Annotated in this window: 22 protein-coding genes and 3 tRNA genes; 18 read left to right on the top strand and 7 right to left on the bottom strand. The window is 58.9% G+C overall.

The genetic code is table 11. The annotated features are described in order from the left end of the window. Positions 1-30 precede the first annotated feature (30 nt). Both J3P76_RS16000 and J3P76_RS15995 read left to right on the top strand, forming a co-directional pair. Positions 31-294, top strand: coding sequence for a hypothetical protein (locus J3P76_RS16000; RefSeq protein ID WP_420764638.1), 264 nt, complete (start codon positions 31-33; stop codon positions 292-294). Between the two features lie 27 nt (positions 295-321). Next, on the top strand, positions 322-1,071 hold the full coding sequence (locus J3P76_RS15995) for a TerC family protein (RefSeq protein ID WP_420764637.1): 750 nt from the start codon (positions 322-324) through the stop codon (positions 1,069-1,071). A 198-nt stretch (positions 1,072-1,269) separates the two neighbouring features. Here J3P76_RS15995 and J3P76_RS15990 read toward each other — a convergent pair whose 3' ends face one another. After that, positions 1,270-1,434, bottom strand: coding sequence for a hypothetical protein (locus J3P76_RS15990; RefSeq protein WP_420764636.1), 165 nt, complete (start codon positions 1,432-1,434; stop codon positions 1,270-1,272). A 222-nt stretch (positions 1,435-1,656) separates the two neighbouring features. Here J3P76_RS15990 and J3P76_RS15985 point away from each other — a divergent pair, with 222 nt between their 5' ends. Together J3P76_RS15985 and J3P76_RS15980 are read left to right on the top strand one after the other, a co-directional pair. Next, positions 1,657-2,334, top strand: coding sequence for a peptidase C39 family protein (locus J3P76_RS15985; RefSeq protein ID WP_434700960.1), 678 nt, complete (start codon positions 1,657-1,659; stop codon positions 2,332-2,334). 99 nt (positions 2,335-2,433) lie between these two features. Continuing rightward, on the top strand, positions 2,434-2,637 hold the full coding sequence (locus J3P76_RS15980; RefSeq protein ID WP_420764633.1) for a DUF6021 family protein: 204 nt from the start codon (positions 2,434-2,436) through the stop codon (positions 2,635-2,637). 51 nt (positions 2,638-2,688) lie between these two features. Here J3P76_RS15980 and pbpG read toward each other — a convergent pair whose 3' ends face one another. Together pbpG and folD are read right to left on the bottom strand one after the other, a co-directional pair. Then, positions 2,689-3,627, bottom strand: a complete 939-nt coding sequence (gene pbpG, locus J3P76_RS15975; protein ID WP_434610644.1) for a D-alanyl-D-alanine endopeptidase — start codon at positions 3,625-3,627, stop codon at positions 2,689-2,691. A 325-nt stretch (positions 3,628-3,952) separates the two neighbouring features. Beyond that, positions 3,953-4,807, bottom strand: a complete 855-nt coding sequence (gene folD / locus J3P76_RS15970; RefSeq protein WP_420764631.1) for a bifunctional methylenetetrahydrofolate dehydrogenase/methenyltetrahydrofolate cyclohydrolase FolD — start codon at positions 4,805-4,807, stop codon at positions 3,953-3,955. Positions 4,808-5,088: 281 nt separating this feature from the next. Here folD and J3P76_RS15965 point away from each other — a divergent pair. The 10 genes from J3P76_RS15965 to J3P76_RS15920 all read left to right on the top strand — a co-directional run bounded on the left by J3P76_RS15965 (position 5,089) and on the right by J3P76_RS15920 (position 15,438). Then, positions 5,089-5,165, top strand: a tRNA-Arg gene (locus tag J3P76_RS15965). A gap of 40 nt (positions 5,166-5,205) precedes the next feature. Beyond that, positions 5,206-5,281: transfer RNA gene (locus J3P76_RS15960), tRNA-His, on the top strand. Between the two features lie 58 nt (positions 5,282-5,339). Continuing rightward, positions 5,340-5,424 (top strand) — tRNA-Leu (locus tag J3P76_RS15955). A gap of 413 nt (positions 5,425-5,837) precedes the next feature. After that, positions 5,838-7,148: a trigger factor gene (tig, locus tag J3P76_RS15950; protein WP_420764630.1), complete on the top strand. Its 1,311-nt coding sequence runs from the start codon at positions 5,838-5,840 to the stop codon at positions 7,146-7,148. A gap of 92 nt (positions 7,149-7,240) precedes the next feature. After that, complete coding sequence (clpP, locus tag J3P76_RS15945; protein WP_003183177.1) at positions 7,241-7,882, top strand: ATP-dependent Clp endopeptidase proteolytic subunit ClpP; 642 nt, start codon at positions 7,241-7,243, stop codon at positions 7,880-7,882. A gap of 107 nt (positions 7,883-7,989) precedes the next feature. After that, the gene (gene clpX / locus J3P76_RS15940; protein WP_024778305.1) at positions 7,990-9,273 is read left to right on the top strand and encodes an ATP-dependent Clp protease ATP-binding subunit ClpX; all 1,284 of its coding nucleotides are present in this window, start codon (positions 7,990-7,992) and stop codon (positions 9,271-9,273) included. A 160-nt stretch (positions 9,274-9,433) separates the two neighbouring features. Then, positions 9,434-11,830: an endopeptidase La gene (gene lon / locus J3P76_RS15935; RefSeq protein ID WP_039589135.1), complete on the top strand. Its 2,397-nt coding sequence runs from the start codon at positions 9,434-9,436 to the stop codon at positions 11,828-11,830. 148 nt (positions 11,831-11,978) lie between these two features. Next, entirely contained in the window at positions 11,979-12,251 is a 273-nt protein-coding gene (locus J3P76_RS15930; protein WP_003183171.1) for an HU family DNA-binding protein, read from the top strand. Between the two features lie 224 nt (positions 12,252-12,475). Continuing rightward, complete coding sequence (locus J3P76_RS15925) at positions 12,476-14,347, top strand: SurA N-terminal domain-containing protein (protein ID WP_420764629.1); 1,872 nt, start codon at positions 12,476-12,478, stop codon at positions 14,345-14,347. 221 nt (positions 14,348-14,568) lie between these two features. Further along, positions 14,569-15,438, top strand: a complete 870-nt coding sequence (locus J3P76_RS15920) for a DUF2242 domain-containing protein (protein ID WP_434700959.1) — start codon at positions 14,569-14,571, stop codon at positions 15,436-15,438. A 330-nt stretch (positions 15,439-15,768) separates the two neighbouring features. On the opposite strand, the gene J3P76_RS15915 is transcribed toward J3P76_RS15920, so the two are convergent. Next, positions 15,769-16,806 (bottom strand): AraC family transcriptional regulator, encoded by a 1,038-nt coding sequence (locus J3P76_RS15915; RefSeq protein ID WP_434700958.1) that lies wholly within the window; start codon positions 16,804-16,806, stop codon positions 15,769-15,771. Positions 16,807-16,808: 2 nt separating this feature from the next. Beyond that, positions 16,809-17,939, bottom strand: a complete 1,131-nt coding sequence (locus J3P76_RS15910) for a carbon-nitrogen hydrolase family protein (protein ID WP_434700957.1) — start codon at positions 17,937-17,939, stop codon at positions 16,809-16,811. 270 nt (positions 17,940-18,209) lie between these two features. Between J3P76_RS15910 and J3P76_RS15905 the strand changes: the two genes are divergently transcribed. Together J3P76_RS15905 and J3P76_RS15900 are read left to right on the top strand one after the other, a co-directional pair. Next, positions 18,210-20,249, top strand: coding sequence for an FAD-dependent oxidoreductase (locus tag J3P76_RS15905; RefSeq protein ID WP_434700956.1), 2,040 nt, complete (start codon positions 18,210-18,212; stop codon positions 20,247-20,249). 174 nt (positions 20,250-20,423) lie between these two features. Continuing rightward, positions 20,424-21,332, top strand: coding sequence for a 1-aminocyclopropane-1-carboxylate deaminase/D-cysteine desulfhydrase (locus J3P76_RS15900; protein ID WP_434700955.1), 909 nt, complete (start codon positions 20,424-20,426; stop codon positions 21,330-21,332). A gap of 65 nt (positions 21,333-21,397) precedes the next feature. Here J3P76_RS15900 and J3P76_RS15895 read toward each other — a convergent pair whose 3' ends face one another. Then, the gene (locus J3P76_RS15895) at positions 21,398-21,874 is read right to left on the bottom strand and encodes a hypothetical protein (RefSeq protein ID WP_420764623.1); all 477 of its coding nucleotides are present in this window, start codon (positions 21,872-21,874) and stop codon (positions 21,398-21,400) included. Positions 21,875-21,887: 13 nt separating this feature from the next. Between J3P76_RS15895 and J3P76_RS15890 the strand changes: the two genes are divergently transcribed. Then, the gene (locus tag J3P76_RS15890) at positions 21,888-22,169 is read left to right on the top strand and encodes a hypothetical protein (RefSeq protein WP_434610657.1); all 282 of its coding nucleotides are present in this window, start codon (positions 21,888-21,890) and stop codon (positions 22,167-22,169) included. A gap of 156 nt (positions 22,170-22,325) precedes the next feature. Here the strand turns inward: J3P76_RS15890 and J3P76_RS15885 are convergent, their stop codons facing one another. Next, on the bottom strand, positions 22,326-23,714 hold the full coding sequence (locus tag J3P76_RS15885; protein ID WP_434610659.1) for a type VI secretion system Vgr family protein: 1,389 nt from the start codon (positions 23,712-23,714) through the stop codon (positions 22,326-22,328). A 216-nt stretch (positions 23,715-23,930) separates the two neighbouring features. Between J3P76_RS15885 and J3P76_RS15880 the strand changes: the two genes are divergently transcribed. Next, on the top strand, positions 23,931-24,635 hold the full coding sequence (locus J3P76_RS15880; protein ID WP_420764620.1) for a YebC/PmpR family DNA-binding transcriptional regulator: 705 nt from the start codon (positions 23,931-23,933) through the stop codon (positions 24,633-24,635). The last annotated feature ends 6 nt before the right edge of the window (positions 24,636-24,641 follow it).

Raw genomic sequence — 24,641 nt, 5'->3', positions numbered from 1 at the left:
GCTCCCTCTATTCTCTGAGAGGCAATGTGCATGACGTATAGAACCCTGGGGCTTGCAGCCTTGCTGGCATTTTCCTCGATGGCCCTGGTGGGCTGCGAACAAGCGGAAAAAAGCGCCCAACAATTGGCCGAGCAGTTGAAGGAGCAAGCTGTCGAAACGGCAAAGCAGGCCATCGACGATACGCACAAGGCCGCCGAGCAAGCCCTCAGTGACGCCACCGGCGGGCTGATCAGCCCCAAGAAAGCGCCGGAGAAGGACGCTGAAGAATCCGAACCCGCTACCCATACCCTCTAACCCGTCAAATCGAGTCAGGACTGACCCATGGATTATCTGTTACAGCTCGCCGCCAGCCCCACCGCCTGGATTGCTCTGGCAACCCTCGTCGTCATGGAAATCGTGCTCGGCATCGATAACCTGATCTTCATTTCGATCCTGACCAACAAGTTGCCCGAGCAACACCGTGCCAAGGCGCGGCGGATTGGCATCGGCATGGCGTTGATCCTGCGCCTGGGTCTGCTGAGCACCATCGCCTTCATCGTGCAATTGACGGAGCCTGTCATCGAGATTCTCGGCCAGGCGTTTTCCTGGAAGGACATGATCCTGATCGCCGGCGGCCTGTTCCTGTTGTGGAAGGCGACCACCGAGATCCATCACAGCATGGACCCGGCGCCCAATGATCCGAAGTCGGCCACTTCCGGCGTGACCCTGGGGTTTGCCGCTGCGATCGGTCAGATCCTGATGCTTGACCTGGTGTTCTCCATTGACAGCATCATCACGGCGGTGGGCATGACCGAGCACTTGCCGATCATGATTATTGCCGTCGTGGTCTCGGTATTGGTGATGCTGCTGGCCGCCGAGCCGCTGGCGAAATTCATCAACGACAACCCCACCGTGGTCATGTTGGCCCTGGGCTTCTTGATCATGATCGGCATGACGCTGATCGCGGAAGGCTTCGGTGCCCACGTGCCCAAGGGCTATATCTACGCGGCCATGGCCTTCTCGGCGGCTATCGAGGTGTTGAACATGATGTCCCGTCGCGCCAAGCAGAAGGTCTTGGTCGACGAAGCCTGATCCAAGGAAGACAAAAGCCGCCCGGGTTAACGCCCGGGCGGCTTTTTTCATGGTGACGCTCTAGGCCCTATACGAAACGTATCCGCACTCGCCCAGACTGCGTTGAACGAGGTTCGGAATGCTCATGTACTTCAGGACACTGCGCTTCCTCGCCCCGTTTCGCGTTGTCTGGCCTTCGCGATCACATTTCTGCAGGCCCTAGTGCGCGGTGGCGTGGCGCCTGGAAGATTTAGTGGTCTGCTGCATTTCTCGTCTTGGTGCGGGATGGTGGCGACGGGCGATTCGCAACACCCCCCACAACATGGCTGCCGCTACGCTCAACCAGCCGAAAACCAGCATCAGAATAGTCGTCATCAGGCTCATCTGTGCCTCCTTCTGCCCAGACCGGGCAATGCACTCTTACAATGGACAGTCTAGTCGCTCAAGTGTTACGGGCAGTCGATATCTTGCATGTGCAAAGAATCGGTTGGTTCTATCACGGTGTCGAAACTGTCGCTTATGGCTATACCCGGGCCGGCACGCGTCTTATCATCGTCGGCCCAAGCCCGGCCTTGATACCGGGGCTGTCTGAATAAGAGAGTCATCATGTTGCCAGTAATTTCATCTTTTCGATCACTGGTATTCGCGACGGCGTGTCTCGCCGCCCTGGCGGGATGCGCGGGAAGTGTGTCGCCGCAAGTAAAGCGACTGCCTGAACGGGTAGAACTCAACAGCGTGCCGTTCTTTCGTGGCGAAATGTTCCAGGGCGCGCCGCAATCCCTGGCGGCCCTATTGACGTTGCAAGGCACAGTGACTACCCCAGGGTTGTTGGAGAAGCCGCTGCACCTGCCCGGCAGCGAGGCCCGTTTACAGCAGAACCTGCAAACCCTGGCACGTGAACATGGGCTGGTGGTGTATCCCCTGGAGGCTGAGCTTGGCGCGTTGCTCGAACAGGTGGCTGCCGGTTATCCGGTGTTGCTGCGCTATACCGACGGCTCGGCGTTCTGGGCTGAGCCGCGCTACGCAATCCTCGTGGGTTATAACCGGCACAAGCGCACCGTACTGCTGCGTTCAGGGATGAATCGCCGCTCCTCGATGAGTTTCGGTGCGTTCGAATCGGCTTTCAAAGGCGCTGGCGGTTGGGCAGTCTTGGTCCAGCAACCGGGGCAGTTGCCGGCCAATGTCGATTCGAAGCGCTGGTTGAAGGCCGCCGATGAGTTGGCCGGAGCAGGGCAGGAACAGGCAGCCGCGCGCGCCACCAAGGCTTTGGGCACCGCCCGCTGAGCGCTGCCCCGTTCGTCACCTGGCGGGCACGACCCGGCGTGCCTCGGGTTCTTACCGTCAAGGCCTGGAGTTTCCAGGCCATGATCCAAGGAGGCAGCAATGGCACAATCGAAAACACCTTCGGGACCGCATTCTTCCGAACATTCGTCCGGTGACGATGACTTGGGATTCGATCCCGACTCTCCGGACCTCGACGATCCCCAAGTCGATCCGATAGGGCCGGCCAAGGCACCCCAGGATGAGGACGACGAGGAACCGCCTTCTTCCCGGCCTTATGATCCGCTGGGTGATTTGAAGCCCTGAATGCAAATAGCCCCGACGAGTCGGGGCTATTCATGTGTGATGTATCGCGCCTTATTTAGACGCTTCCACCACACCGCTCTGGCGACTCTTGAGGTTCTTAGCGGCTTTGTATTGCAAGGCCACAGCCGGGACGCTGGCGCTTTTTCCGGTCTCGACCCAGCTACGGATGCGGCTTGCGTCGGCGAAGTGGGTGTATTTGCCAAACGCATCGAGGATGACCAGTGCCATCGGACGATTGCCCATCTTGGTCACCAATACGAGGCAGTGACCCGCCTGATTGGTGAAGCCGGTCTTGGTCAGTTGAATATCCCAATTGGCCTTGTGCACCAGGTGATCGGTGTTGCGAAAGCCCAAGCTGTAGACCGGTTTGCGGAACGTTACAGTCTTTTCCTTGGTGGTGCTCAGCTCACTCAGCAAGGGGTATTTGCGCGCGGCGATCAGCAGCTTCGTCAGGTCCCGGGCCGTCGACACGTTGTGGATTGACAGGCCGGTGGGTTCGACGTAATGGGTGCTGGTCATGCCCAGGGCCTTGGCTTTGGCGTTCATCGCCGCGATGAACGCCGCATAACCGCCTGGGTAATGATGGGCAAGGCTGGCGGCGGCTCGATTCTCCGACGACATCAATGCGATCAGCAACGTATCCCGGCGGGACAGTTCGCTGTTGAGCTTGACCCTGGAAAACACGCCTTTCATTTCCGGTGTGTTCGCGATGGTCATGGAAATGTATTCATCCAGGTTCTGCTTGGCGTCCAGCACGATCAGGCCGGTCATCAACTTGGTTACCGATGCAATCGGCACCACGACATCCGGACTGCTGGAATACACCACTTTGTCGGTCTGCAAGTCCAACAGGATGGCGCTGCCGGATGCGACTTGCAGTTTGGAAGTGTCCCGTGGAGCAGCGATGGTTTCCTGGGCACTGACGTTGTGCGCGATGAAAGTCCCTGTAAAAACGAAAAACAGACTGATGATCGAAAGACGGATTTTCACGCGAGTAGACTCGATTGAGTTAAGGGTGCCGTTGAGCGGGGCGTGTTGAAAAAGCGCCGCATTTTATGAGTATGGGCGATGACAGCGCCATATGCCGCTGCCACCGGGACGCTTGAATAAATAAAGTTTAATGGACGGGGATTCTGGCGAATCGAATCTGAAAAAAATGTAATTCGAGCGTCACGGGTTGGATCGGATGTTGGCAGCTGAAAACACTGTGGGAGCGAGCTTGCTCGCGATAGGTAGGTTTCAGTCAACGGATATGCTGGCTGGTCCACCGCTATCACGAGCGAGCTCGCTCCCACAGGTTGCGTCGAGGCCTTTATCAGCTATGAAGCGTCTCGGCCGCGTACAGCGTGTTTTCCAACAGGCAGGCACGGGTCATCGGGCCGACGCCACCGGGAACCGGTGTGATCCAACCGGCGCGGGGCAGGGCGGTCTCGTAGGTCACATCGCCTACCAGTTTGCCGTCGTCCTGGCGGTTGATGCCCACGTCGATCACGATGGCGCCTTCCTTGATCCATTCGCCTTTGACCAGGCCAGGCTTGCCGGCGGCAACCACCACCAGATCGGCACGGCCGACGTGGCCGGCCAGGTCCTTGGTGAAGCGGTGGGTCACGGTGACGGTGCAGCCAGCCAACAGTAATTCCATCGCCATTGGGCGACCGACGATGTTGGAGGCGCCCACGACCACGGCATCGAGCCCGTAAAGATCCACCCCGGTGCTTTCCAGCAAGGTCATGATGCCCTTGGGCGTGCAGGGGCGCAGCAATGGAATGCGTTGGGCGAGGCGGCCGACGTTATAAGGGTGGAAACCGTCGACGTCTTTGTCCGGACGGATACGTTCCAAAAGCTTGGAGGCGTCCAGGTGTTCAGGCAGCGGCAACTGGAGCAGAACACCGTCGATGTTCGGATCGTCGTTCAGGCGGTCGATCAGATCGGCCAGCGCTTGCTGAGTGGTTTCGGAAGGCAGGTCGTAGGCCTGGGAAAGGAAGCCGACCTCTTCACAGTCTTTACGCTTGTGCGAGACATAAACCTGAGAGGCAGGATCGCTGCCGACCAGGATCACCGCAAGGCCGGGCGTGCGCAGGCCTTGCTGGCGGCGCTCGGTGACTCGTTGGGCGATCTGCTGGCGCAGGCTGGCGGCGATCGATTTGCCGTCGATAAGTTGTGCAGTCATTGCGCGTGGTTAACCATCGAGAGGGGAAAAAAAGAGAGCGCATTCTCGCATGCCGAGGCGTGAGGGCAAAGGCGCTTGGTCTGTAAATTCCCCTAACCCCTTTAATTAAATGAATTTTTTTTAAAAAAGAGTTGACGACCTATCGGGCCGTCTATAACATTCGTCGCACTTGTCGGGCACAGCCTAGCACTGGTTAAGAAGGTGGAGCGGAGTTGGATGTTTCAACTCGGTAAAACTGAAAGCACTTAGTTTGTAATCGTCCAAGAATACAGATTAAAAAGGCGCCCGTAGCTCAGCTGGATAGAGCATCCGCCTTCTAAGCGGATGGTCGCAGGTTCGAGTCCTGCCGGGTGCGCCATTAGGCAGCTTTGGCACAAGTAAGGCAACAAGGCAATATGGTGGGCGTAGCTCAGTTGGTAGAGCACGGGATTGTGACTCCCGTTGTCGTGGGTTCGATCCCCATCGTCCACCCCATATTCTAGAAAGGCGCCAGATTTAACAGTCTGGCGCCTTTGCTTTAAAAGCTTGATACGCGGATGTGGTGGAATTGGTAGACACACTGGATTTAGGTTCCAGCGCCGCAAGGTGTGAGAGTTCGAGTCTCTCCGTCCGCACCATACAAGTCGCTATTTAATTAGCAGAGAACGGCGCAGAACCTGAAAAGGGCTGCGCCGTTTTTGTTTTATTCGCGGACTCATGTCCGGTTTTTTTCATGCGGGCACAGGGCGATTCGTCGCGATTGTGTTTCGTGATGATGCTTGGCATGTCCGTCGGTCTTTTCGTGGAGGCCTTACGCCAAGTGCTCGAGGGCGGCGCTTCTATATATAGAAGCGCCGTGCAGAGCCCTGGCGAGGATCGACTTTATTTGCAAACCGGGCGGGGCATGACTGATTGCTCCGCTTCTAAACCCGGCGCCTGTTTCCCGCGCGTTTTCAGTAGGGTGACTTCTTGAGTTTGACCTACTAGAATGCATGCCCTTGATTCTGGGGTCGGAAACGCCCGGCCAACGTCTGTGCAACGAGGAATATCCATGCAAGTTTCTGTTGAAAATACTTCTGCTCTTGAGCGCCGCATGAGCATCACCGTGCCAGCTGAGCGTATCGAGACTCAGGTCAACAAGCGTCTGCAGCAGACTGCCCAAAAGGCCAAAATCCCAGGTTTCCGCCCAGGCAAAGTGCCAATGAGCGTGATCCGTCAGCGTTACGAAGCTGATGCGCGCCAGGAAGCCGTGGGCGACGTGATCCAGTCTTCTTTCTACGAAGCAGTGGTCGAGCAGAAGCTGAACCCGGCTGGCGCTCCTTCCGTCGAGCCTAAAGTGCTGGAAAAAGGCAAGGACCTCGAGTTCGTCGCCACGTTCGAAGTGTTCCCTGAGTTCACCGTTGCCGGTTTCGAATCCATTGCCGTTGAGCGCCTGAGCGCCGACGTTTCGGACGCCGACCTGGACAAGATGCTGGATATCCTGCGCAAGCAGAACACCCGCTTCGAAGCGACCGACCGTGCCGCCCAGAACGAAGACCAGCTGAACATCGATTTCGTCGGCAAGGTCGACGGCGAAGTATTCGCTGGCGGTTCCGCCAAGGCTACCCAGCTGGTGCTGGGCTCGGGTCGCATGATCCCAGGCTTCGAAGACGGCCTGGTTGGCGCCAAGGCCGGTGAAGAGCGCGTCCTGAACGTGACCTTCCCCGAGGACTACCAGAACCTGGACCTGGCTGGCAAAGCCGCCGAGTTCACCGTGACCGTCAACAGTGTTTCCGAGCCGAAGCTGCCTGAGCTGAACGAAGAATTCTTCGCTCAGTTCGGCATCAAGGAAACCGGCCTGGAAGGTTTCCGCGCCGAAGTTCGCAAGAACATGGAGCGTGAGCTGCGCCAGGCCATCAAGTCCAAGGTCAAGAACCAGGTCATGGACGGTCTGCTGGCTTCCAACCCGATCGAAGTGCCAAAGGCCCTGCTGGACAACGAAGTGAACCGTCTGCGCGTACAGGCCGTTCAACAGTTCGGCGGCAACATCAAGCCAGACCAACTGCCGGCCGAGCTGTTCGAAGAGCAGGCCAAGCGCCGCGTGGTACTGGGCCTGATCGTCGCCGAAGTGGTCAAGCAATTCGAACTCAAGCCTGACGAAGCCCGCGTGCGCGAGCTGATCCAGGAAATGGCCTCGGCCTACCAAGAGCCTGAGCAAGTGGTGTCCTGGTACTACAAGAACGAGCAGCAGCTGAACGAAGTCCGTTCGGTTGTGCTGGAAGAACAAGTTGTGGATACTGTTCTGCAGAAAGCTAGCGTGACCGACAAAGCGGTCTCTTACGAAGAAGCGGTCAAGCCGGTGGAAGCTCCACAAGCCGATTGATGGTTCTGCGGTAAGAAATACACACCATAAGCCAGCCTTCGCGCTGGCTTATGCGTATTCAAGACATAACTATTTGGGAGTGACTGCGAGACATGTCCCGCAATTCTTTTTATCAGCAGAGCTCTGACATCCAGGCCGCAGGCGGCCTGGTCCCTATGGTTATCGAGCAGTCCGCCCGTGGCGAACGTGCCTATGACATCTATTCGCGCCTGCTCAAGGAGCGCGTCATCTTCCTGATCGGCCCCGTCGAAGACTACATGGCCAACCTGGTTGCGGCGCAGTTGCTGTTCCTTGAGGCGGAAAACCCGGACAAGGATATCCATCTGTACATCAACTCTCCCGGCGGTTCGGTGACTGCGGGCATGTCGATCTACGACACCATGCAGTTCATCAAGCCTGACGTGTCCACCATCTGCATCGGCCAAGCCTGCAGCATGGGTGCGTTCCTGCTCGCCGGCGGCGCAGCGGGCAAGCGCCACTGCCTGCCTAACTCGCGCATGATGATCCACCAGCCATTGGGCGGCTTCCAGGGCCAGGCGTCGGACATCGATATCCATGCCAAGGAAATTCTGCATATTCGCTCGCGCCTGAATTCGTTGCTGGCCCATCACACCGGCCAAAGCCTCGAAACCATTGAGCGTGACACCGAGCGTGACAACTTCATGAGCGCTGAGCGTGCGGCCGAATACGGTCTGATCGACTCTGTGATCAACAAGCGTCAAATGCCTGCCTAAGCCGCTCAAAATGCAGGTGGTTGGGATGACCGGCCGCCTGCGGGCTTGAAAAAGCCCGCAATTGCCTTCATCTTGTGTTGCAAGCCTATCGGATTTGGATCGATCGAATGACTGACACCCGCAACGGCGAGGACAACGGCAAACTGCTTTATTGCTCCTTCTGTGGCAAAAGCCAGCATGAAGTACGCAAATTGATTGCCGGTCCCTCGGTCTTCATTTGCGACGAGTGCGTCGACCTGTGCAATGACATCATCCGCGAGGAGGTGCAGGAAGCCCAGGCCGAAAGCAGCGCGCATAAGTTGCCTTCGCCTAAAGAAATCAGCGGCATCCTTGACCAGTATGTTATCGGTCAGGAGCGCGCGAAAAAGGTACTGGCCGTAGCGGTGTACAACCACTACAAGCGCCTGAACCAGCGTGACAAAAAGAATGACGAGGTCGAACTCGGCAAGAGCAACATCCTGCTGATCGGCCCTACGGGCTCGGGTAAGACCCTGCTTGCAGAAACCCTGGCCCGCTTGCTGAACGTTCCGTTCACCATCGCCGACGCAACCACCCTCACTGAGGCGGGTTATGTGGGTGAGGACGTCGAGAACATCATTCAGAAGTTGTTGCAGAAGTGCGACTACGACGTGGAAAAGGCCCAGATGGGCATTGTCTACATCGATGAAATCGACAAGATTTCCCGCAAGTCAGATAACCCGTCCATTACCCGGGATGTTTCCGGCGAGGGCGTGCAACAGGCCTTGCTCAAGTTGATCGAAGGCACGGTCGCTTCCGTACCGCCCCAGGGTGGTCGCAAGCATCCGCAGCAGGAGTTCCTGCAGGTCGACACCCGTAACATCCTGTTCATCTGCGGTGGTGCGTTCTCTGGCCTCGAAAAGGTCATCCAGAACCGTTCGACCCGTGGTGGCATCGGTTTCAACGCCGAAGTCCGCAGCAAGGAAGAGGGCAAGAAGGTCGGTGAATCCCTGCGTGAAGTCGAGCCTGACGATCTGGTCAAGTTCGGCCTGATCCCTGAATTCGTCGGTCGTCTGCCGGTCCTGGCGACCTTGGACGAGTTGGATGAAGCAGCATTGATGCAGATTCTGACCGAGCCGAAAAACGCCCTGACCAAGCAATACGCCAAGCTGTTCGAAATGGAAGGCGTAGACCTTGAGTTCCGTTCGGACGCGCTGAAGTCGGTTGCCAAACGAGCCCTGGAACGCAAGACCGGTGCCCGTGGGTTGCGCTCGATTCTTGAAGGTGTGCTGCTCGATACGATGTATGAAATCCCCTCGCAATCCGAGGTGAGCAAAGTCGTGATCGACGAAAGCGTCATCGAAGGCAAGTCCAAGCCACTGTATATCTACGAAAACAGTGAGCCGGCTGCCAAGGCTGCGCCGGACGCGTGAGTGTCCCGCAGTTGAAATAAAAGAAGGGGCCTTCGGGCCCCTTTGCTATTAGCGCGTTTTAGACGTGTTAGCGCTTGTTTTTTTTGAAGGCTGCCCCCATCTTGGTTTCAAGCTTACTTCCATCTGTTTACGGCCTTATGGCCGCCGTAGAGGCGAAATCATGAAGACAACCATCGAATTGCCTCTCCTGCCATTGCGCGATGTCGTGGTATATCCGCACATGGTTATCCCGCTGTTCGTGGGGCGCGAGAAGTCCATCGAAGCCCTCGAGGCCGCGATGACGGGTGATAAGCAGATTCTTCTGATCGCTCAGAGAAATCCTGCCGACGATGATCCCGGCGAAGACGCACTTTATCGCGTAGGTACGATTGCAACGGTCCTGCAGTTGCTCAAGCTTCCCGATGGCACGGTAAAAGTGCTGGTTGAAGGCGAGCAGCGAGGGGCGGTCGAGCGTTTCAGCGAGGTGGATGGTCACTGCCGTGCCGAAGTCTCGCTCATCGATGAAGTCGATGCACCAGAGCGTGAGTCCGAAGTGTTTGTCCGCAGCCTGCTGTCGCAGTTCGAACAGTACGTTCAGCTGGGCAAGAAGGTGCCTGCCGAGGTGCTATCGTCGCTTAACAGCATCGACGAGCCAGGACGCCTGGTCGACACGATGGCGGCTCACATGGCCCTCAAGATCGAGCAGAAGCAGGAAATCCTCGAGATCATCGATCTCTCAGCCCGTGTCGAGCATGTATTGGCATTGCTCGATGGCGAGATCGACCTGCTGCAGGTTGAGAAGCGCATTCGTGGTCGCGTCAAGAAACAGATGGAGCGCAGCCAGCGCGAGTACTACCTGAACGAGCAGATGAAGGCCATTCAGAAAGAGCTCGGCGATGGTGACGAAGGTCACAACGAAATCGAAGAGCTGAAGAAGCGCATCGATGCCGCCGGCCTGCCGAAGGATGCCCTTGCCAAGGCCCAGGCCGAACTGAACAAGCTCAAGCAGATGTCGCCGATGTCGGCGGAAGCCACCGTGGTGCGCTCCTACATTGATTGGCTGGTCCAGGTGCCATGGAAAGCCCAGAGCAAGGTACGTCTGGACCTGGCGCGTGCCGAGGATATCCTCGATGCCGACCACTACGGTCTGGAAGAGGTCAAGGAACGCATCCTCGAATACCTCGCTGTGCAAAAGCGCGTGAAGAAAATTCGTGGTCCGGTGTTGTGCCTGGTCGGTCCTCCAGGGGTGGGTAAAACCTCTCTGGCAGAGTCGATTGCCCACGCCACTAACCGTAAGTTCGTACGCATGGCCCTTGGCGGCGTGCGCGACGAGGCGGAAATCCGTGGTCATCGCCGTACCTACATCGGTTCGATGCCAGGAAGATTGATTCAAAAAATGACAAAGGTCGGCGTGCGCAACCCGCTGTTCCTCTTGGACGAAATCGACAAGATGGGCAGCGACATGCGCGGCGATCCAGCTTCTGCGTTGCTGGAGGTCCTCGATCCCGAACAGAATCACAACTTCAACGATCACTACCTTGAAGTCGACTACGACTTGTCGGACGTCATGTTCCTCTGCACCTCCAACTCCATGAACATCCCGCCAGCGTTGCTGGACCGGATGGAGGTGATCCGTCTGCCGGGCTACACCGAGGACGAGAAGATCAACATCGCCGTCAAATACCTTTCGCCCAAGCAGATCCAGGCCAACGGCCTGAAGAAGGGCGAGCTGGAATTCGACGAGGAAGCAATCCGCGACATCATCCGCTACTACACTCGCGAAGCGGGTGTGCGGGGCCTTGAGCGGCAGATTGCCAAGGTTTGCCGCAAGGCCGTGAAGGAACACGCCCTGGAAAAACGCTTCGCGGTCAAGGTCACTTCGGACCTGCTGGAGCACTTCCTGGGCGTGCGTAAATTCCGCTACGGCCTAGCCGAACAGCAGGACCAGATTGGCCAGGTGACCGGCCTTGCGTGGACGCAGGTGGGTGGCGAATTGCTGACGATCGAAGCCGCCGTGGTGCCCGGAAAAGGCCAGTTGATCAAGACCGGTTCCCTGGGCGATGTGATGGTGGAATCGATCACGGCTGCGCTGACGGTTGTCCGCAGCCGTGCGCGGAGCCTGGGCATCCCGCTGGATTTCCATGAGAAACGCGACACCCACATCCACATGCCGGAGGGGGCAACGCCCAAGGACGGACCGAGTGCCGGCGTGGGCATGTGCACCGCCTTGGTTTCCGCGCTGACCGGCATTCCGGTGCGTGCCGATGTTGCGATGACGGGTGAAATCACCCTGCGCGGTCAGGTCCTGGCAATTGGCGGCTTGAAGGAAAAACTGCTGGCGGCTCACCGGGGTGGGATCAAGATTGTGATCATTCCCGAAGAGAACGTGCGCGATCTGAAGGAAATTCCTGACAACATTAAGCAGGATCTTCAGATCAAACCGGTTAAATGGATTGACGAAGTCCTGCAAATTGCGCTGCAATACGCGCCGGAGCCCTTGCCGGATGTGGCTCCGGAGATTGTCGCGAAGGAAGAAAAGCGAGAGTCTGACTCTAAGGAAAGAATTAGCACGCATTAATACGCATTTGCCTGGGGGGCTTCCTTGACAGTTTTTTAGAGCCCTTGTTATAAAGCGGCTCTTAAGTGTCTGCAGGCCATTCAGCACTCGTTTTTGCTTTCACCAAAAAAACTTAGAATCATCTCAAATAGATATAAGGGGACTTAGAGTGAACAAGTCGGAACTGATTGATGCTATCGCTGCATCCGCTGATATCCCGAAAGCTGCTGCTGGCCGTGCGCTGGACGCTGTAATCGAATCCGTCACTGGCGCTCTCAAGGCCGGCGACTCCGTTGTTCTGGTTGGTTTCGGTACCTTCTCCGTGACTGATCGTCCAGCTCGCACCGGTCGCAACCCGCAGACCGGCAAGACCCTGGAGATCCCGGCTGCCAAAAAGCCTGGCTTCAAGGCTGGTAAAGCGCTGAAAGAAGCCGTTAACTAAGGTTTCACTGAGTTTATCCGGGTCGGGGTCATGCCTGGCTTGGCAGCGGAGCGGTAATGCGTCCGGTAACATCCGGGCTGTCACGCCGAGGCTCGCGGGTTCGAGCCCGGTCCGCTCCGCCAGTTACGAGAAGGCGCATCCTCGGATGCGCCTTTCTTCTATCCGGATTCTACCCACGCTCCACGGTTGCCTAAATTTGAAGTTCAACCGTTTCTGGGGGACGCATGCTGCAGAATATCAGGGACAATTCACAAGGCTGGATTGCCAAGACCATCATCGGGATCATCGTCGCATTGATGGCGTTGACCGGTTTCGAAGCCATTTTTCAGGCCACCTCGAACACTAATGAAGCGGCCAAGGTCAACGGCGAGGAGATCAGCCAGAACGAGCTGAGCCAAGCGGTCGACATGCAACGCCGTCAGCTGATGCAACAGTTGGGCAAGGATTTCGATGCTTCCTTGCTGGACGAAAAGATGTTGCGCGACTCGGCTCTCAAGGGCCTGATCGATCGCAAGTTGTTGCTACAAGGCGCCCATGATGCGGATTTCGCTTTTTCCGAAGCCGCGCTGGATCAAGTGATCCTGCAAACGCCTGAGTTCCAGGTCGATGGCAAGTTCAGCCCCGAGCGTTTCGACCAGGTCATACGCCAGTTGGGTTACGGTCGCCTGCAGTTCCGCCAGATGCTGGCGCAGGAAATGCTGATCGGCCAGCTACGCGCCGGCCTGGCTGGCAGCGGATTTGTCACCGATGCCCAGGTGCTGGCGTTTGCCCGTCTGGAAAAGCAGACCCGTGACTTCGCTACCCTTACCATCAAGGCAGATCCATCGACCGTGAAGCTGACCGATGACGAGGTCAAGGCCTACTATGATCAGCACGCCAAGGAATTCATGACACCCGACCAGGTGGTCATTGACTACGTTGAGCTGAAGAAAGCCTCTTTCTTCGACCAGGTCAGCGTCAAGGATGAGGACCTGCAAGCGGCGTATCAGAAAGAAATCGCCAACTTGTCCGAACAGCGTCGCGCGGCGCACATCCTTATTGAAGTCAACGATAAGGTCACCGAAGCCCAGGCCAAGGCGAAGATCGAGGAAGTCCAGGCGCGCCTGGCCAAAGGCGAGTCGTTTGAAGCCTTGGCGAAGGAATATTCCCAGGATCCAGGCTCGGCGAACAATGGCGGCGATCTGGGCTTTGCTGGGCCAGGGGTCTACGATCCTGAGTTCGAAAAGGCGCTGTACGCCCTGAACAAGGACCAGGTTTCGGCACCGGTGCGAACCGACTTTGGCCTGCATCTGATCAAGCTGCTGGGTGTTGAAGCCCCTGAGGTGCCGACCTTTGCGAGCCTGAAGGACAAGCTGACTCGCGAACTGAAGGCTCAGCAGGTCGAGCAGCGTTTCGTCGAGGCGACCAAGCAATTGGAAGACGCTTCGTTCGAAGCCTCGGACTTGGCGCAGCCTGCCCAGGACCTCAAACTGACCGTGCACACCTCGGCACCGTTTGGTCGCGAAGGCGGTGAAGGAATTGCGGCCAACCGCGCCGTGATCACTGCTGCGTTCAGCCCGGAAGTGCTGGAAGAGGGTGCCAACAGCACGGCCATCGAGCTGGACCCGGAAACGGTCGTGGTGCTGCGTGCCAAGGAACACCGCAAGCCTGCGCAAATGCCGCTGGAAAGCGTGGCCGGTCCGATACGCGCTCAATTGTCCAAGGAACATGCCAGCGCAGGTGCCAAGACCCAGGCCGATGAGCTGATCGCCAGCCTGCGCGATGGCAAGGTTGCCCTGGACAAGCCGGTCAATGGCCAGGCGTGGAAAGCTGTAGAAGCGGCGACTCGCAGCCAGGAAGGCATCGATCCTGCCGTGCTGCAGGCGCTGTTCCGCATGTCCAAGCCGCAGACCAAGGACAAGCCGACGTTCGCCAGCGTGACCCTGCCTGACGGCAGCGTGACGGTCTTGCGCCTGAACGGCGTCAACGAAGGTGCGGCACCGACCGAGGAAGAAAAGGCCGAGTACCGTCGCTACCTGGCGTCCCGTGTCGGCCAGCAGGATTTTGCGGCTTACCGCAAACAGTTGGAAAGCGAGGCGGACATCAAGCGCTTCTGAGTGCATTGATGCGTTAGCCATGGACCCCGGCCGAAAAGCCGGGGTCTTTTTGTATCTGTGTATTGCTGTTGACGGGGATGTTCGTCGATTCGTCGAACTTGGTCTTTTTCCTGCCCGCAAGCCCCCGTAGACTTGTACCCCCTTTGAGACACGATTACCCAAGCTGCCTGGTCGCGTTCTGTTGCACAATACGCGCCGGATTGTTTTACCCAGGATGCTCAATGTTCAAATCATTTCACATGCGCACCGTTGGGCTGGCATTGCTGCTGGCTGTCGCGGCCGGCTGCTCCTCCAAGAAGGCCGCCATCTACGAGCACGAGAACTTTGATGATTCGGGTACGTTCTCGCGTACCTATCCGGTGACTGATGTGGCGACCTGCGAAGCAGGGCGCCGGGCGTTGCTCAGCCAGGGCTACATCATCACCAGCAGCGATCCGAAGCTGATCAGCGGCCACAAGAGTTTCCAGCAGACTGGCGATACCCACATGGAGATCAGCTTCAACCTGGTCTGCGCCGAGGATGGCGGTCCCGGCCATCGCGCCACCATGTTCGCCAACGCCTTGCAGGACCGCTACGCCCTGAAGAAAATCAACAACTCCGCCAGCCTGGGCGTGGGCGTGTTGGGATCGGTCTCGATGCCGATCGGTTCTTCGGATGATTCGATGGTCAAGGTCGCCAGTGAAACCGTATCGGCGGCCAAGTTCTATGAGCGCTTCTTCGCGCTGGTGGAGGTGTTCCTGCCACCGGAAGCCAAGAAAGCCGTGGAGAATGCCGATAAGCCAAAAGCGGAGCTTGGCGTTCCGGAACCCAAGGCCGAACCGGCAGCCTTGGCTCCCGCGTCGGCTCCCGCACCCGCCCCTGGGGCCTCGCAAGCGCCTGCAGCGGAACCAGCGCCGGCCCCGGCACCCATCATGCCGGTCGAGCCGGCCCCCGCCGCATCGGAGCCGGTCGCGCCGCCAGTCGAGCCCGCGCCGATCGCACCCAGCGAGCCGGAGTCCTACGCGCCTTCTTCGTCGGACACCATCACACCGCCGCCGGCCAGCTCCTTGCCTGCACCGACCGAGCCAATCCAACCCCTGCCGGCCTCCTGAGCAGCTGTAGCAAGGGTTGTCATTCCTTGCTACATGTCTTGGCTTTAAATCCCCAATGCTGTGCTACGTTTAATTCATGAGGCTGTGGCTTCATGTTTTATTCACAAAGCAGCTTTATGCTGATTCCAAGCCATCAGGCTTCGGTTCAACGATTGGGAAGGACGCGCAATGGATGATTATCAGGAAGAGCTGCTGGAATATCAGGCCTATGAGCTGGACCCGCTGGAGCCAGCCGAGGATGCGACTGAGCTTTAGGGGCATGTCTGCAGGCAGCTAGAGGCCAGTTAGAGGCGACGAGACACGACGGAGCCTGGGCGCTGGGTATCGGGTTCATGTCCCCTTGCGGCTGCGACGAAAGTCTCCGGGCGTTTGGTTGTTCCAGCGCTTGAAGGCACGTTGAAAGGCTTCCGCCGAGGCGAACCCCAGCAAGTAGGCGATCTCGCCGAACGCCAGCTCCGTGTCGCGAATGTAGGTCATGGCCAGGTCTCGACGGGTCTCGTTGAGGATCGCCCTGAACTGCGTGCCTTCCTCCGCCAGTTTGCGGCGCAACGTCCAGGTCGGCAGTTTCAGGCGCATCGCCACTTCTTCTAGATCCGGCTCCCGCCCACCACTGAGCAGCGGACCCAGCAGCTGGATGATACGTTCACGCAAGGTTCGCGTGCGGGTCAGTTGCTCCAGTTCCCGTTCGCATAATTGGACCAGGTGCCGCCAGGTGCTGGGACAGTGTTGAGGATTGCGCTGTGCGAGGCTATCCAGGCCCAGGCGCAGCTGGTTCTGTTCGGCGCCGAACTGCATCGGGCAGTCGCCAAGTATCTGATAGGCCTGCCCATACTCCGGCTCCTCGAATTCGATGTCGATGCGTTCGGCTTGCAGCCCGATTTCGCTCACACTGGACAACTGCTTGAGCCAGCCGGCAATGATCGAATCCACGACGAAGCGGTTATAGGCGTTATAGGGGCTGATGGAATAGAACCGCAGCCAGGCGCCTCGGGCGTCCTCGTAGAAGCTTGATTGTCCGCGATAATTGGAACCGTACAGCGGCTCGAAGCGGATCATGCAGCGGGCAGCTTCCCGTACGGTGGGCGCCTGGGCGGCAGTCACGCCGGCGAGCCCGGCCTGGCTCAAGCGGCTGAGCTGACCCATGCGCAAGCCCAGTGCCGGATCCTCTGTCAATTGGATCGCGGCGTGGCCCAGGCGCATGTAGCGCGGAATCGACAGCCGCGCCCTGGGTTCGGCCAGGCGTGCAGGATCAAGGCCGTATTGTTCGAGCAACGGCAGCGGATCCCTCCCGTGGCTGGCAATTGCGTCGGCAAGGCTATGGACGAAACCCACGGACAAGTCGCCCAGGCGCATCGGCTGTGGCTTCATGCTCACAACCAGAGGTTCAACAGGCGAGCGCCACGGGCTTCGCCATCGGGGAACTGCTGGCCGCCATGGCTGATGAAACTCTGGCCGGCACTGCCGGTGTCCCAGAACTGGCCGCGCAGAAACACGCTGACGCCCCCCAGGGCCTGGCTGACCGGCAACTGGCTGGTCAATGTCAGGCGACGCCATGCCTGGCCTTCGGTTATCTCGCCGGGCTTGAGGCTCACTTCGCTTGGCGTGGACAGGCCTTTGTAGCCTGCCCAGGGTTTATTCCACGAATCGCGGCCAACCACAAAGGCGGGTACGGCAATCAATTGCACGTCCTGCTCGTCGAGTTGCCGATAATGGAGCGGATACCAACTGTCACTGCCGATCAGTACGCCGAGGCGACCGGCCGGCGTGTCGATGACCGGGGTAGCCTGGCTTTCTTCTGCCCCGAGCACGTCTTGTTGGTCGAATATCGGATGACGTTGACGCAGGGGTTGGCCGATGGGACGACCATCGGGCCCGAAAACCAGGCTGGTGTTGTACAGCGCGCCGCCACTGATCTTCAGCTCGCCTTCGCTGACACTGGGTTCGGGCAGCACGATGGAGCCGGCCACCAGGGTCACGCCGAATTCCTTGGCCAGGCCCCCAAACAGCGTCTGGTAATCCCGGGCCATGGTGTCCGCTTTCATCCGCAGGTAGGCATCGTCCAGGCGGCTGCTGCCCTTGGCGCTTGCCAGGGCGCGAATAAAAGCCAGCGGATTGCTGGCGGCGAGCCAATGCATGGCTTGCTTCAATGTACTGGCTTGATACACCTCGTCCTTTTCGCCGCTGACCATCAGCCAAGTGCCGATGTGCTCGGGCAGGACCACGATGGTTTTGTCGTTGAGAAACCCTTGGTCGCGCGCCGCTTGCAGATAGGCGGCCAGCTTGCGACGCAGGCGCTGGGGGCTCTGGTAGTCGGTGGGGAAAAGCTCGGGCTGGATGCCGAGCAAGTTGCCGCGATCAGAGGGCGTGCCCTGGTCGACCGCCAGGTTGATGCGCAGGTCTGAAAGGTAATGGCCGACTGGACGGTCCGCTGTCCACAGTGCGTAAGTGATAACGGCGGCCATCAAGGCCAGTGAGAACAGCAGGTACAGAAATTTGCGCATGGGGACAGTCAATGGTCGCTTACAGGTTCGTGATTTTTCACCAGGACACCTGGCAGGGTACGGTAAAACAAAGGATTAGCGAAAGGGCGCACCGCGGTGTGAGGAGGATGTGGGAAGTCTAGGCGAGCCGATTGTCCTGTGCATTTGGATCATCAACTTGTCAGTTTCGGTCATTGAGCGTCCCCATCCCGACTCTTAGGCTGTTACCCATGACTGACGGAGGCCATAGAGCTTCCGCATTTTCCGTGATCGCCCGTAGTGGAGTAACCGATGACCGCCCCTCATTACCCGCATTTGCTGGCCCCGCTGGACCTTGGCTTTACCACGCTGCGCAACCGTACCCTGATGGGGTCGATGCACACCGGTCTTGAAGAAAAGCCCGGTGGCTTCGAGCGCATGGCGGCCTATTTTGCCGAGCGCGCCCGTGGCGGCGTGGGCCTGATGGTCACCGGGGGAATCGGTCCTAACGATGAGGGTGGCGTTTACTCCGGTGCGGCCAAGCTGACCACCGAGGAGGAAGCCCTCAAGCACCAGATCGTCACCCGGGCGGTGCATGAAGCCGGTGGCAAGATCTGCATGCAGATCCTCCATGCCGGACGCTATGCCTATAGCCCCAAGCAGGTGGCACCGACCGCGATCCAAGCGCCGATCAACCCGTTCAAGCCCAAGGAACTGGACGAAGAGGGCATCGAGAAACAGATCAGCGATTTTGTGACTTGTTCGTTGCTGGCCCAGAAGGCCGAGTACGACGGTGTCGAAATCATGGGATCGGAAGGCTATTTCATTAACCAGTTCCTGGCGGCCCACACCAACCACCGTACCGACCGTTGGGGGGGCAGTTACGAAAACCGCATGCGCCTACCGGTGGATATCGTGCGTCGGGTGCGCGAGGCGGTCGGCCCGAATTTCATCATCATCTTCCGTCTGTCGATGCTCGACCTGGTGGAAGGGGGCAGCACCTGGGAAGAGATCGTCCAATTGGCCAAGGCCATCGAGCAGGCCGGTGCGACGATCATCAACACGGGTATCGGTTGGCATGAAGCGCGTATTCCCACCATCGCCACCAAGGTTCCAAGGGCAGCGTTCAGTAAAGTCACCGCCAAGCTGCGCGGTTCGGTGAGCATTCCGTTGATCACCACCAACCGCATCAATACGCCTGAGGTCGCTGAGCAGATCCTGGCCGAGGGCGACGCCGACATGGTGTCCATGGCTCGGCCTTTCCTCGCTGACCCGGAGTTCGTCAACAAGGCAGCCGCTGGCCGGGCGGATGAAATCAATACCTGTATCGGCTGCAACCAGGCCTGCCTGGACCATACGTTCGGTGGCAAGCTCACCAGTTGCCTGGTGAATCCGCGAGCGTGCCATGAGACCGAGCTCAACTACCTGCCAGTGACCCAGGTGAAAAAAATCGCCGTGGTGGGCGCCGGTCCTGCCGGGTTGTCCGCCGCCACCGTGGCGGCCGAGCGCGGCCATCAGGTGACGCTGTTCGATTCGGCCAGTGAAATCGGCGGGCAGTTCAACATCGCCAAGCGTGTGCCCGGCAAGGAAGAGTTTTTCGAAACATTGCGTTATTTCAAGCGCAAGTTGCAGACGAGCCACGTCGAGCTGTGCCTCGATACCCGGGTGGACGTCGCGCAGTTGGTGGCCGGCGGTTTCGATGAAATTATCCTAGCGACCGGCATCGCACCGCGAGTGCCGGCCATCCCGGGCGTGGATCATCCCAAGGTGCTGAGTTACCTGGACGTGATCCTCGAGCGTAAGCCGGTAGGGCGTAGCGTCGCGGTGATCGGTGCAGGTGGGATCGGCTTTGACGTGTCGGAATTCCTCGTACACCAGGGGGTTGCCACCAGCCAGGACCGCGAAGCGTTCTGGAAGGAGTGGGGGATCGATACCCACCTCGAGGCGCGCGGCGGCGTGGCCGGGGTCAAGGCGCAACCTCATGCGCCGGCCCGGCAGGTGTTCCTGTTGCAGCGCAAGAAGTCCAAGGTCGGCGACGGTCTGGGCAAGACCACCGGCTGGATTCATCGCACAGGCTTGAAAAACAAGCAGGTGCAGATGCTCAACAGCGTCGAGTACCTGAAGATCGACGATCAGGGCCTGCACATTCGCATCGGCGAAACGGGCGAGCCGCAAGTGCTGGCGGTGGACAACGTGGTTATCTGCGCCGGCCAGGATCCGCTGCGTGAGTTGCAGGAGGGCTTGGAAGCGGCCGGCCAGACCGTCCACCTTATCGGCGGCGCCGACGTGGCGGCGGAGTTGGATGCCAAGCGCGCGATCAACCAAGGCTCGCGACTGGCGGCGCAGTTGTAAGGCGCAAATCCTCTGTGGGAGCGAGCCTGCTCGCGATGGCGGTCAGTCAGTGTCAGAAGTGTTTGGCTGACGCACCGTTATCGCGAGCAAGCTCGCCCCCACCGTTTTTTCGATGTCAGGACGTTTGCAACCAGCTGTTAATATGCCGGCCTGTTTTCCACCCGACTCGCCGCCATGCTACTTCCCGCTCTCGACTGGCACCCTCAACCTCGCCTCGAACCCCTTCATCTGGACTGGCTCGCCCGGTCCGGCGTCGAGGTGGCAGTGCTGCGCCTGGATCGGATCGATCCGCTGATCAGCGGGAACAAATGGTTCAAGTTGCTTCACCACCTGCGCGCAGCTCATCGGGGCGGTGCTGCAGGTGTGATGAGCCTGGGCGGCGCTCATTCCAACCATCTGCACGCACTGGCCGCAGCGGGCCGGCGCTTTGGGTTCGCGACGGTCGGGCTGCTGCGCGGTCATTCCCTGGATACGCCCACGGTGCTCGACTTGAAAGCGTTCGGCATGACGCTGCACTGGTTGGGTTACGAGGGATACCGCAGGCGTCATGACGAAGGTTTCTGGACACCCTGGCGGTCGCAATACCCTGAACTCTGGGCGGTGCCGGAAGGGGGTGCAGGCCTGCCCGGCGCGCAAGGTTGCATGAGCTGGGTCGCCTGTGCCCGTGATCAACTGGCGGCGTTGGGCTGGGCGGACTATCACGGCTGGTGGCTGGCCTGCGGCACCGGAACGTCGCTGGCGGGCCTGGTGCTGGCTGAAGCCGGCCAGCGCAAGGTGCATGGCGTCCTGGCGGTGCCCCAAGGCCATGGCGTCAGCCAGAACGTGGAAAACATCGTGAGGGCGGCAGGGCTTGCCGACCCGCTCTACGAGCTGCTCGACGGCAGCCGTGGTGGTTTCGGCCAGGTTGATGCTGATCTCTCCACGTTCATAGAAACCACCCAGGCCATCGAGCTGGAACCGCTCTACACCGGCAAGGCGTTGATGTTGCTAAAGGCTCAGGTCGAGGCCGGCGCCTTTGAGCCGGGTACTCGGTTGATCTTCGTTCATACGGGTGGCTTGCAGGGGCGTCGGGGGTTTCAGTGAGCCATCAATAAGATCATGTATAGCAATCAATCCTCGCTCTTTCCTACGATCTCCAACATTGTTGTTCAGTTCTGGTTGAAGTTTGCAGGTCTGCTGTTGTGCGGTCGAGATTCTGAAATACTTGCCCGGTCATATTTATATGATCTTTTTCGTTTGTACGGTCTTTTCAAGTTCTCTATCGTTGCCTCAATGTTTTTGGATTTATAAATAAGCGAGCCTGGATCGGCCGGGCCGTATTTATAAAACGAGGGGTAGAACATGGATACGTTCAATGGCAACAACGCACAACACGCTGTCATTAACCGGCAGATGGCGAAACCGCCGCGCCCGAGGCCGACGGCCAAGCCTGGCCTTGTTTCAAAACCGGCGGCCAAGCCTGGCCCGGCGCTCAAACCCGCACCCAAGCCAATACCAAAGCCCACCCCAAAGCCGGCACCCAAACCAGCGCCCAAGCCAACACCTAAACCAACGCCAAAACCCAATCCGACACCAGCGACGACACCCGGTCCGTCCACTAAACCCACCCCGGCGTGGGCATCCATTCCGTGGCCCACCTTGAACGTGGGTATCGATCCCCTGGCGTTCTTAAACCTGGCAAAATCACCCGGGAGTACCACGAATAACGATGGGACAGTCTCGCTGGCCGATGGCAGTGTGGTGGATGTCGAAGGTGAATCGGTCACGCGTCCCGATGGAACTATTCAATATGGCGACGGCACGTTGGTATACCTTGATGGGCGTGTAGTATTTGCCGATGGACAGACTCAATTTCCGGATGGGAGTGTGCTATTTCCCGATGGCGAATGGTTTGACATGGACGGGAACAAAAAGAACTGAAGATTTGTATTGTTCAGTTGTTAATGTATGAAACGTTCGATTGGAAATACCGTGAACTATTGCCGCAATCTCCATGGAGTTGCGGCATTTTTTATCGGAAAGAAAACTTTGAATGGAAAGTGCGCATCGACGAGCCGCAATTGGGTTAGGAAAGGATCATGGTGAGATGTCCGGCGGGTTCAAGAGCCAGTTGAACAGCAGCCCGACATCTTTGTCGCCTGGCTCAGGCGGGGGGGCAGACGGAGGGCCATCGCTGTCCACGGCCGGGCCCACCAATCCTGCACACAATACTGGACGGTCTGGGTCGCCCTCGATGAAGCTGACCAGCACTTCGCTGCCGGCAATCAATGGGGGACGGTCATCGGGCATCGGCCAAGACAGGGGCAACGTGATCGGTTCTTCCTCCGGGCTCCAGAGGCTGACCTCGACTTTACCCTGCTCGTTAGGCCTGGCTTGCTGGCCGGGCGGGCCGAACACGTAGGCGACGTGGTAACCGGCGATACATGGCTTGGGATGCTTGAGCGCCGGGCGGAACACCGTGGACCAAGGGATGGCGCAAAACCGGTTGCGATAATGCCGCGGTTGCGGCGTGGCCGGCGGGTTCGCTTCTAGTATGGAAAATTGCCTTCCTCGGTGCTGGACCTCGGTGATCAGCCATTGATCATTGAAGGACGACACCGGGTGATTGCAGATCTGCGCGATGTGACCGCTGCGCAGGGCTGGTTCTGTGGCGTGGCCATGGATTTCCCGATGCCGATAGCGCAACCGTTCAAGGCTGCGGCGACCCGCCTGGTAGCGGTAAGCCTGTGCCGGATCTTCACGCATTTTTTCTGAGGCCGCGCTTCCAGGCGGGAGTGTCGCCCCTCGGTCGTTGTGGCCCACGGGTGGTCTGGCGATGATCGAATGATGGCGCTGGTATAGCCGCCTGATAGTCGGGTGTCTGTCCGCATCCTGGCGCATGACCAGTTCGACCGGCTGTGCCGGGAAGCTCTTTGGGTCTTCCGCGAATACGGCGACGTGGCCCTGGGGCGCGTGTTCGAAGTGATAGTGAATGCCTTCCTCTTCGCATAACCGCTGCAACAGATCCAGGTCGCTTTCTTCATATTGAATGCAGAACGGGCGAGTCGGATACTGCCCGTGCGGCAGCTCGAAACGATAGCTGTCGGAAGGCACGGCGTTACCTTCCAGCAGGCACTGCAGGATCTGGACAACGTTGAGCCGATGAAAAACCCGCCGTCGTGGCCCTTGTTCCAATTGCTGCAGATGAGGGACCAGCGTCAAGCGATAGCCCACGCGGCGCATGGTGTCGGCGGTCAGGCTGACATAATGCACAACCCCATGTACGCCCGACTCGCCATCAAGGCGTAGGAAAGCTGCCTGCCCCAGCAGACTGTCGGGGCTGACCGGCGGCGCCAGGCCGATCAGGTCAAGATCGAAGCGGTAAGGCTGGTTCAGGGCCTCACGGCCATTGAGCCGCAGCACTTGCAGGCGCAGATCGCTTTGAAGGATCGTCAGGCTGAAAGGGTGTTCCGAATCGTTGCGCATTGCGGCCCATGCTGGCTGAAGGATAAGAGTGCAAGGGTACGAAACCCCGGCGCGCAGCGCTGTGCCCGAATCGCTATTTCGGAAACCCCCTACAACACGTTGTGAAAATGTCGATTGGAGGCAGCGATTTTTTGGTCGATCAGCCGGTTTAGGCCGTATAAACTTGCGCCACAGCGCCGGCCAGGTGTCTCGGCGCGTCAGACAAGAGAGTGAGTAATGGGCGCACAGTGGAAGGTTAAACACAAAGAAGCGGCTGCCAACGCCAAGGGCAAGATCTTCGGCAAATTGGTGAAGGAAATCACCATTGCCGCGCGCAACGGTGCTGATGTCGCCACCAACGCGCACCTGCGGCTGGTGGTCGAGCAGGCAAAAAAAGCTTCGATGCCCCGCGAGACCCTGGAGCGCGCGATCAAGAAGGGCTCCGGCCAGCTCGGCGAAACCGTGCAATACCATCGTGTCACCTACGAAGGGTTCGCACCCCATCAGGTGCCGCTGATCGTTGAGTGCGTGACCGACAACATCAACCGTACCGTCGCGGAGATTCGCGTTGCGTTCCGCAAGGGCCAACTGGGTGCCTCGGGTTCGGTGGCCTGGGATTTCAACCACGTGGGCATGATCGAAGCCGCCCCGGACAGCCCCGACGCTGATCCGGAAATGGCCGCCATCGAGGCCGGGGCCCAGGATTTCGAACCGGGCGAGGACGGTGCGACGCTGTTCATCACCGAGCCTGGCGACCTGGACGCCGTGCAAAAGGCGTTGCCGGAGCAAGGCTTCACGGTGTTGTCCGCCAAATTGGGCTATCAGCCAAAAAACCCGGTCAGCGGCCTGACCGATGAGCAAATGGCGGAAGTCGAGGCGTTCCTCGAAGGCCTCGACAACCACGACGACGTGCAGGATATGTTTGTCGGTCTGGCGGGCTAAGCCAAA

This window comes from Pseudomonas sp. D1-36 (assembly GCF_051132205.1).
GTDB lineage: Bacteria > Pseudomonadota > Gammaproteobacteria > Pseudomonadales > Pseudomonadaceae > Aquipseudomonas.
This window is presented reverse-complemented; position numbering and strand designations above follow the sequence as displayed.